This is a genomic window from Delftia sp. WSY_22, from assembly GCF_043104185.1.
Lineage (GTDB): Bacteria > Pseudomonadota > Gammaproteobacteria > Burkholderiales > Burkholderiaceae_C > Comamonas > Comamonas tsuruhatensis.
Genome location: NZ_JBICKN010000007.1, coordinates 656,539 through 664,742, shown reverse-complemented (window position 1 = coordinate 664,742; position 8,204 = coordinate 656,539). Strand labels below are relative to the sequence as shown.

General features: G+C 67.4%; 8 protein-coding genes. All 8 read right to left on the bottom strand.

Annotated features, from left to right (window positions below; translation table 11 throughout):
• A partial coding sequence (locus ACF8NF_RS08085) for an electron transfer flavoprotein subunit beta/FixA family protein (protein WP_392450395.1) occupies nt 1-368 on the bottom strand: 368 nt, incomplete at its 3' end.
• A 122-nt stretch (nt 369-490) separates the two neighbouring features.
• The gene (locus tag ACF8NF_RS08080) at nt 491-1,465 is read right to left on the bottom strand and encodes a nitronate monooxygenase family protein (protein WP_013804143.1); all 975 of its coding nucleotides are present in this window, start codon (nt 1,463-1,465) and stop codon (nt 491-493) included.
• Between the two features lie 7 nt (nt 1,466-1,472).
• Nucleotides 1,473-2,486 (bottom strand): tripartite tricarboxylate transporter substrate binding protein, encoded by a 1,014-nt coding sequence (locus ACF8NF_RS08075; protein ID WP_017407911.1) that lies wholly within the window; start codon nt 2,484-2,486, stop codon nt 1,473-1,475.
• A gap of 65 nt (nt 2,487-2,551) precedes the next feature.
• Nucleotides 2,552-3,571, bottom strand: coding sequence for a tripartite tricarboxylate transporter substrate binding protein (locus ACF8NF_RS08070; RefSeq protein ID WP_016450303.1), 1,020 nt, complete (start codon nt 3,569-3,571; stop codon nt 2,552-2,554).
• A gap of 118 nt (nt 3,572-3,689) precedes the next feature.
• Nucleotides 3,690-4,946 carry a CaiB/BaiF CoA transferase family protein gene (locus tag ACF8NF_RS08065; RefSeq protein ID WP_392450394.1) on the bottom strand — a complete coding sequence of 419 codons (1,257 nt, stop codon included), beginning with the start codon at nt 4,944-4,946 and terminating at the stop codon, nt 3,690-3,692.
• A 42-nt stretch (nt 4,947-4,988) separates the two neighbouring features.
• Nucleotides 4,989-5,789 carry an oxepin-CoA hydrolase, alternative type gene (locus ACF8NF_RS08060; RefSeq protein WP_013804147.1) on the bottom strand — a complete coding sequence of 267 codons (801 nt, stop codon included), beginning with the start codon at nt 5,787-5,789 and terminating at the stop codon, nt 4,989-4,991.
• Nucleotides 5,790-5,805: 16 nt separating this feature from the next.
• Nucleotides 5,806-6,942, bottom strand: coding sequence for an acyl-CoA dehydrogenase family protein (locus ACF8NF_RS08055; protein ID WP_034390416.1), 1,137 nt, complete (start codon nt 6,940-6,942; stop codon nt 5,806-5,808).
• A 22-nt stretch (nt 6,943-6,964) separates the two neighbouring features.
• The gene (locus ACF8NF_RS08050) at nt 6,965-8,161 is read right to left on the bottom strand and encodes an acyl-CoA dehydrogenase family protein (protein ID WP_016450299.1); all 1,197 of its coding nucleotides are present in this window, start codon (nt 8,159-8,161) and stop codon (nt 6,965-6,967) included.
• Nucleotides 8,162-8,204 lie beyond the last annotated feature (43 nt).

The following is an 8,204-nucleotide window of genomic DNA, read 5'->3' as shown; positions in this document are numbered from 1 at the left end:
TCGTCGTCGATGGCCTGCTTGCCCAGGATGATCAGGCCGGGCTGCTCCTTGTCCACCAGGGCCTTGAGCAGCTTGGCGACGGCCAGGGGCTGCAGCTCCTCGGTGGTCTCCACCAGGATGCCGCGGTCGGCACCGATGGCCATGGCCGTGCGCAGGGTTTCCTGGCACTGGGCCACGCCGCAGGAGACGGCGATGACTTCGGTGGCCACGCCCTTTTCCTTGAGGCGAACGGCTTCTTCGACGGCGATTTCGTCAAAGGGGTTCATGCTCATCTTGACGTTGGCGATGTCCACGCCCGTGCCGTCCGACTTCACGCGGACCTTCACGTTGTAGTCCACGACACGTTTGACGGGTACAAGGATTTTCATGAGAAAGCTCTTTCCTGGTTTTTGAAGTACGACCTACGCAAGAAGGAACAAGGCAAGCGGCTTGCCATGGGGCGCAGCACGTTGTCGCATCCTGTTTGCGTAAGTCCTGTGAAGATGGGCGGTCAGCGGGCCAGGCCGGCCAACCGCTCGTTGATCAGTGCATGGGCCTGGTCCATGATGCCGGAGATCAGCTGCTGGACCGTGGGCACATCGTGGATCAGGCCGGCCACCATGCCACAGGACCAGACGCCTGCGTCCATGTCGCCGTCATGCATGATGCGCGGATAGACGCCGGCCACCTCGGGCGCGATGTCGGCAAAGGTGATGGCCGCGCCAAGCTCGCGCTCCTTTTGCAGCAGGCGCTCGGTGGCCGGGTTGGTCAGCACGCGCTCGGTGTTGCGCAGCGGACGCATGACCAGGCGCGTGTCCAGCTCGCTGGCCGCGACGATGGCCTGCTTGACGTTGTCGTGCACGGGCGCTTCCTGGGTGGCGATGAAGCGCGTGCCCATGTTGATGCCCTCGGCGCCCAGCGCCAGCGCAGCCACCAGAGAGCGGCCGTCGGCCATGCCGCCCGAGGCGACGAAGGGAATCTTCAGTTCTTCGGCCGCGCGCGGCAGCAGGATGAAATTGGGGATGTCGTCCTCGCCCGGATGGCCGCCGCATTCGAAGCCGTCCACGCTGATGGCGTCGCAGCCGATGGCCTCGGCCTTGAGCGCATGGCGCACCGAGGTGCACTTGTGGATGACCTTGATGCCGGCTTCCTTGAGCGCGGGCAGCCATTTCTGCGGGTTGTTGCCCGCCGTCTCCACGACCTTGACGCCGCCTTCGATGATGGCCTTGACGTAGCCCGGGTAGTCGGGCGGGTTGACCGAGGGCAGGAAGGTCAGGTTGACGCCGAAGGGCTTGTCCGTCATCTCGCGGCAGCGCGCGATCTCGCGCGCCAGCAGTTCGGGCGTGCGCTGGGTCAGGCCCGTGATCAGCCCCAGGCCACCCGCGTTGGAGACAGCGGCGGCCAGTTCGGCCAGGCCCACATGGTGCATGCCCCCCTGGATGATGGGGTGCTCTATGCCAAAGAGTTCGGTGATGCGTGTCTTCATGTCGATGTCACTCCACTGCAATGCCCTTGTCGCGGATCAGCTGGCCCCAGCGCGTGTAGTCCTGCTGGATGCGCTGGCCCAGCTGGGCGGGGTTCTGGTAGGCGGCGATGGCGCCTGCGTTGAGCAGCTTGTCCTGGATGTCCTTGTCGGCCAGGATCTGCTGCACTTCGCTGGCGATGCGGTCGACCACGGCCTTGGGGCTACCCTTGGGCGCCAGCAGGCCGCCCCAGGAGACGGCGTCGTAGCCCTTGATGCCCTGCTCGGCAATGGTCTTGGTGTCGGGCAGCATGGCCACGCGCTGGGGCGATCCCACGGCGATGGCGCGCAGCTTGCCGGCCTGGATGTGGGGCAGCGCGGCCACGAGGTCGGCATACATGATGGGCACCTGGCCGCCGATGGTGTCGGTGATGGCGGGCACGCCGCCCTTGTAGGGCACGTGCTGCATGTCGAAACCGGCCATCTGCTTGAGCAGCTCCATGCTCAGGTGGCCGAAGCTGCCGGCGCCCGAGCTGGTGTAGTTGAGCGCGACCTTCTGCGCCTTGGCGTGGGCGATCAGGCTCTTGAGGTCGGTGACGTCGGGCAGCAGCGTGGGGTTGACCACGATGACGATGGGCAGGTCATAGACCGTGGCCACGGGCGTGAAGTCCTTGACGGTGTCGTAGCCGGCCTTCTTGTACAGGTGCGGCGCCAGCAGCGTGGGCGTGGCCAGCATCATCAGCGTGTAGCCGTCGGCCGGGCTCTTGGCAACCTGCACGGCCGCGATGGAGCCGGAGGCGCCAGGGCGGTTTTCCACCACCACGGTCTGCTTGAGGCGCTCGCCCAGCTTCTGGCCCACGATGCGCGATGCCGTGTCGGTGGGGCCGCCCGCCGGGAAGGGCACGACCAGCCGCAGCATCTTGCTGGGCCAGCCGGTCTCGGCCAGGGCGCCGCCGGCCAGGCCGGCCAGCAGCGGGGCTGCGGCCAGGGCCAGAACGCTGCGCCGCGTGGGGCGTGCCGGGGATGCGGGATTGCGCGTGTACATGAAGTCTCCTCTCAAAGCTGTCTCAGCAGTCGTCGGTGGCGGCCCGCTGCTGCGGGCCGGAAAAATCAATCAAGCTTCGCGCCGGCTTCTTCCACCAGCGCCTTCCAGATCGGCATGTCGCGCTGGTAGTTCTCGCGGAAGGCCTGCGGGCTGTTCATCAGCGGCATGAAACCTGCGCCCACGGTGCGCTCCAGCACCTTGGGGTCCTTGGCGATTTCGCGCAGGTGGCCGTAGAGCTGGTCCACGATCTCCTTGGGCACGCCGGCCGGCGCGCCCATGGCCACCCAGCCGTAGATGGCGTAGGCGTCGTCGGTGACGCCCTGTTCATGGATGGTGGGCAGCTTGGGCAGGATTTCCATGCGCTCCTTGCCCGTGACGCCGATGGCCTTGAGCTTGCCCGAGTCGATGAAGGGCTTGGTGTTGAGCGCGCTGGAAAAGCACATCTGCAGCTGGCCGCCGATCAGCTCCTGGATCATGGGCGCCTCGCCCTTGTAGGCGGCGTGGGTCATGTCGGCGTCCATGGTCTTGCTCATGTAGGCACCGGCCAGGTGGGCATACGAGCCCACGCCCCAGGAGCCGTACGAGAGCTTGCCCTTGTTGGCCTTCACGTAGGCCAGCAGTTCCTTCATGTTGTTGGCCGGCACCGAGGGATGGACCACCAGGGTGACGGGCGCCGCCGCGATCTGGGTGACCAGGGCGATGTCCTTTTGCGGGTTGTAGGGCAGCTTGGTGTAGAGGAACTGGTTGATCAGCATGGAGGTGCTGAGCGAGACCAGCAGGGTGTGGCCGTCGGCGGGCGCCTTGACCACGGCGTCCGTGCCCAGGATGCCGGCCGCGCCCGCGCGGTTGTCGATGACCACGGGCTGGCCCACGCGCCTGGCCAGGGCCTCGCCGATGGTGCGCGCAATGATGTCGGTGGCGCCGCCCGCGTTGAAGGGCACGACCACGCGGATGGGCTTGGTGGGCCACGCGGCCGGCTTGCCGGCCTGTGCGAGGGCGCTGGTGGCGCCCGTGGCCAGCAGGCTGGTGCCGCCGATGGCGGCCAGCCCTTGAAGAATGTCGCGGCGTGTGACTTGGTTGCTCATGGCTTTGTCTCCTGGGTGTTGCTGTCTATGGGTGCCGTCTTGGTGCGGCATGCAAACCTGGCGGGTCGGGAGCCGGGCATCAATGGCCCCCGTGGAATCAGTCGCGTGGTCGGTCCTCTTATCCCTGTTGCGCGGGGGTCTCGGGCAGGGTCAGCACGCCCTTGGACTGCAGCTGCTGCAGCTGCTCGTCGCTCATGCTCAGCAGCCGGTGCAGCACCTCGCGCGTGCCCTCGCCCAGCGTGGGCGGTGCATGGCGTATGGGCAGGCGCTGGCCGTCCAGGCGGTAGGGCGGCGCGAACACGGGCGTGGTGCCGACCACGGGGTGGGGCATGTCACGCAGCAGGCCGCCACGGCGCGTGCGCTCGCTGGTCAGGGCCTCGTGCAGGCCGGCCACACGGCCGCAGGGGATGCCGGCGGCCGTCAGGCGCTCCAGCAGCAGATCGCGCGGGAAGGAGCGGATCAGTTCCTTGAGCATGGGGCCCAGCTCCAGGCGGTTCTTGGCGCGGTTGACGTTGGTGGAGAAACGCTCGTCCTCGACGATGTCGGGGCGCATCACCACCTGGCGGCAGAACTTGTCGAACTGGGCGTTGTTGCCCACGGCGATGATCAGCGGGCCGTCGGCCGCCTCATACATGCCGTAGGGAACGATGGAGGGGTGGGCATTGCCGTAGCGCTCGGGGTCATGGCCCAGCTGCATGGCATCCAGGCCGTAGTAGCCGGTGATCATGATGCCGCTGTCGTACAGCGCCATCTCGATGAGGCGGCCCTTGCCCGTGCGCTCGCGGCGGAACAGCGCGGCCAGGATGGCCTGGGCCGCGTACATGCCGGTCATGAGATCGACCACGGCCACGCCGAACTTGAGCGGCGGCGTGCCGGCCTCGCCGTTGAGCGCCATGAGGCCGGCCTCGCCCTGGATGACCAGGTCGTAGCCGGGGCGCTTGGCCTCGGGGCCGCTGCTGTCATAGCCGGCCACGGCGCAGTAGATGATGCCGGGCTTGATGGCCTTGAGCTGTTCGTAGCCCAGGCCCAGCTTCTCGGCGCCGCCGGTCTTGAAGTTGTGGATGATCACGTCGAACTGGGGCAGCAGGTCGTGGACGATCTTCACGCCCTCGGGGGTCTGCAGGTCCAGCGTGATGGACCGCTTGTTGCGGTTCATGCTGTTGTAGTAGGTGGTCTCGGTCTTGCCGATGCGCAGGCCCCAGTCGCGCGTGTCGTCGCCCCGGCCCGGGTGCTCGACCTTGACCACTTCGGCGCCGAAGTCGGCCAGCACCATGCCGCACAGCGGCCCCGCGAACACGCGCGAGAGGTCGAGCACGCGCACACCCTCCAGCGGGAAGTCGATGTCCTGGTTCTGATCGTTGTGGCTGTCGGCCATGTGCGTTGTCTCCTTGGAAAGTCTTTTAGGTCTTGAGCGGTTTCAGCCGCGCAGCTTGGTGAAGTCGGCAGCGCGCTTTTCGAGGAAGGCGCCAATGCCTTCGCGCGATTCCTCGCTCTCCTGCGAGCGCACCATGTACTGCGCCTCCAGCTCCAGCTGCTCTTCCAGCGTGTTGCGCGGCGCCTGGCGGCACAGGTCCTTGATCAGGGCCATGGCCTGATCGGGGCCGGTGGCCACCTGGGCGGCCAGCGCCACGGCGTCGGCCTGGGCCTGGCCCGGTTCGGACAGGCGGTTGACGGGGCCCAGGGCATGCAGGCGCTCGCCGCTGATGCGCTCGCCGGTCAGGCACAGCTCGGTCAGCACCTGGCGCGAGACGAACTCGGCCAGGAAAGCGGTGGCGCCGCCATCGGGCGTGAGGCCGACCTTGACGTAGGCGACCGAGAACACGGCGTTCTTCGCCGCCACCAGCATGTCGCAGGCCAGGGCCAGCGACAGGCCCGCGCCGGCCGCCGCGCCTTCGACGGCGGCGATCACGGGCTTGGGAAAGTCGCGCACGCTGCGGATCAGGTCATGCAGGCCTTCGAGCTTGGCGCGTCGCTCCTGCACCGGCAGCTCGCGGCGCTTGGCCAGCTGGCGCAGGTCGCCGCCCGCGCAGAAGTGGCCGCCCTCGCCCGTGAGCACCACGGCGCCCACGGTGGGGTCGGTCGCCGCGCTCTTGAGCGCCGCCGAGACGGCCGCGTAGAACTCGGGCGACAGCGCATTGCGCGCAGCCACGTTGTTGTTGGACAGCACCAGCACGGCGCCTTCGCGGCGGGTCAGCAGGACTTGGTTCGCTTCGGTCATGGCGGCTTTCCTTGGCTCAGTGTTGCGAGCCGAGTGCGATGTAACGCGACAGATGGTGGTCCTCGTCGCCGAACTGGTGGTCGATCATGACCAGGCGCTTGGCGTAGTGGGCCAGGGGCAGCTCCCAGGTCATGCCGATGCCGCCATGCATCTGGATGCTTTCCTCGGCCACCAGGGTGCCGATGCGGCCGATGCTGTACTTGGCGGCCGACAGGGCCTTCTCGCGCGCCACGCGGTCTTCGTCCGCAATGGCGGCGGCCGCGTTGATCACGGCCGAGCGCGCCTGCTCCACTTCCAGCAGCAGGTCGGCCATGCGGTGCTGCAGGGCCTGGAAGCTGCCGATGGGCACGCCGAACTGCTTGCGCGTGCGCAGGTACTCCAGCGTCTGGTCCTTGGCCACGTCCATGGCGCCCACGGCCTCGGCGGTCAGCGCCAGCACGGCGTAGCCGCTGACACGTTCCAGCAGGGACAGGCCCCGGCCTTCTTCGCCCAGCAGTGCGTCTGCGCCGACCTGCACCTTGTCCAGCACCAGCTCGGCCGCGCGGCCGCCTTCGATGCGGTTGTAGCCGCGCTTTTGGATGCCTGCGGCATTGCCGGGGACCAGGAACAGGCTGATGCCAGCCTCGTCGTACTGGCTGCCCGAGGTGCGGGCCGAGACCAGCAGCAGGTCGGCCTTCTCGCCGAAGGCGACCACGCCCTTGGCGCCGTTCAGCACCCAGCCGTCGCCGCTGCGCACGGCCGTGGTGGCGACGTTGTTGAGCTCGTAGTGGCTGCCGGGCTCGTCATGGGCCAGGGCCGCAATGGACGTGCCGCCGATGATGGCTGCCAGCTGTTCCTTTTGCGCATCGCTGCCGGCCGCGATCAGGGCCTGGCCCACGACCAGGGCGCCCAGCAGCGGCTCGGCCACCAGGCCGCGGCCCAGGCATTCGAAGACCACGCTGATGTCGAAGCCCTGGCCGCCGAAGCCGCCAGCGTCTTCCGGGAACAGCGCGCCGATGGCGCCGATGTCCGCGAACTGCCCGTACAGCAGCGGGCTGTGGCCTTCCTCGCCATAGGCGACGTGGTTGCGCGCCTCGATGGCGTACTGCTCGGAGACGAAGCGGTTGAGGCTGTCCGCCAGCATGCGGCGGTCTTCGGTGTGTTCGAAGTTCATGTTCCGTTTTCCTTGCTGCCGATCACAGGCCCAAGATCATCTTGGAGATGATGTTCTTCTGGATTTCGTTGGAGCCGCCGAAGATCGACAGCTTGCGGTAGTTGAAGTACGCGGCGGCGGCCGTGGCGGCAGCCGCGTCGCCGATGGCAGGCTGGTCGTAGCCGGCCTGCAGGGCCTCTTCGATGAAGGGCGCGGCGTAGGGTCCCATGGCGCGGCGCACCAGGGACAGGATTTCCTGGCGGATCTCGGTGCCGCGGATCTTGAGCATGGAGCTTTCGGCGCCCGGCACGCCGCCGCCGGCCACGGCGGCGATCACGCGCAGGTTGGTGGTCTTCATGTTCTCCAGGTCGATCTCGACCTTGGCCAGGCGGGCCGCGAACAGCGGGTCCTGCGTCAGCGGCTTGCCGTTGCGCAGCATGCGGCCGGCGACGGCCTTGAGCTTTTCCAGGCCGGCCACCGAGAAGCCCACGCCCGCGATGTTGGTGCGCTCGTAGGTCAGCAGGTACTTGGCGTAGGTCCAGCCCTTGTTCTCTTCGCCGACCAGGTTCTCCACGGGCACCCTGACGTCGGTGAAGAAGACTTCGTTGACCTCGTGCTCGCCGTCCAGCGTGATGATGGGGCGCACTTCCACGCCGGGCGAGTTCATGTCCACCAGCAGGAAGCTGATGCCCTGCTGCGCCTTGGCCTCGCGGTTGGTGCGCACCAGGCAGAAGATCATGTTGGCGTGCTGGCCCAGCGTGGTCCAGGTCTTCTGGCCGTTGACGATGTAGTGATCGCCATCGCGCACGGCAGACGTCTTGACCGAGGCCAGGTCCGAACCCGAACCCGGCTCCGAATAGCCCTGGCACCACCAGTCGGCGCCATTGAGGATGCGCGGCAGCCAGTGGGCCTTCTGCGCCTCGTTGCCGTACTTGATCAGGACGGGGCCCAGCATGCTCAGCCCGAAGGGCACGATGCGCGGCGTGCCCGCCAGTGCGCATTCATGCTCGAAGATGAATTTCTGCACCGCGCTCCAGCCCGGGCCGCCGTGCTGCTCGGGCCAGTGGTTGGCCAGCCAGCCGCGCTCGTTGAGGATGGCGTGCCAGCGCTCCATGTCCTGCTTGGTCAGCTGCAGGCCGTTCTTGACCTTGTGCGACAGGTCCTCGGGCAGCTTGTCCTTGAGGAAGCCGCGAACCTCGTCGCGGAAGGCCAGTTCTTCAGTCGTAAATTGCAAATCCATTGCTATTCCCCAGTAATCCGTGGCGTTGTAAGCCGTTTGCAGC

Bases quoted from the DNA above. Each gene is read 5' to 3' on its own strand.
- ACF8NF_RS08060 (WP_013804147.1), bottom strand. From the start codon at position 5,789: ATGACCGAAGCGAACCAAGTCCTGCTGACCCGCCGCGAAGGCGCCGTG.
- ACF8NF_RS08055 (WP_034390416.1), bottom strand. From the start codon at position 6,942: ATGAACTTCGAACACACCGAAGACCGCCGCATGCTGGCGGACAGCCTC.
- ACF8NF_RS08065 (WP_392450394.1), bottom strand. From the start codon at position 4,946: ATGGCCGACAGCCACAACGATCAGAACCAGGACATCGACTTCCCGCTG.
- ACF8NF_RS08075 (WP_017407911.1), bottom strand. From the start codon at position 2,486: ATGTACACGCGCAATCCCGCATCCCCGGCACGCCCCACGCGGCGCAGC.
- ACF8NF_RS08070 (WP_016450303.1), bottom strand. From the start codon at position 3,571: ATGAGCAACCAAGTCACACGCCGCGACATTCTTCAAGGGCTGGCCGCC.
- ACF8NF_RS08080 (WP_013804143.1), bottom strand. From the start codon at position 1,465: ATGAAGACACGCATCACCGAACTCTTTGGCATAGAGCACCCCATCATC.
- ACF8NF_RS08050 (WP_016450299.1), bottom strand. From the start codon at position 8,161: ATGGATTTGCAATTTACGACTGAAGAACTGGCCTTCCGCGACGAGGTT.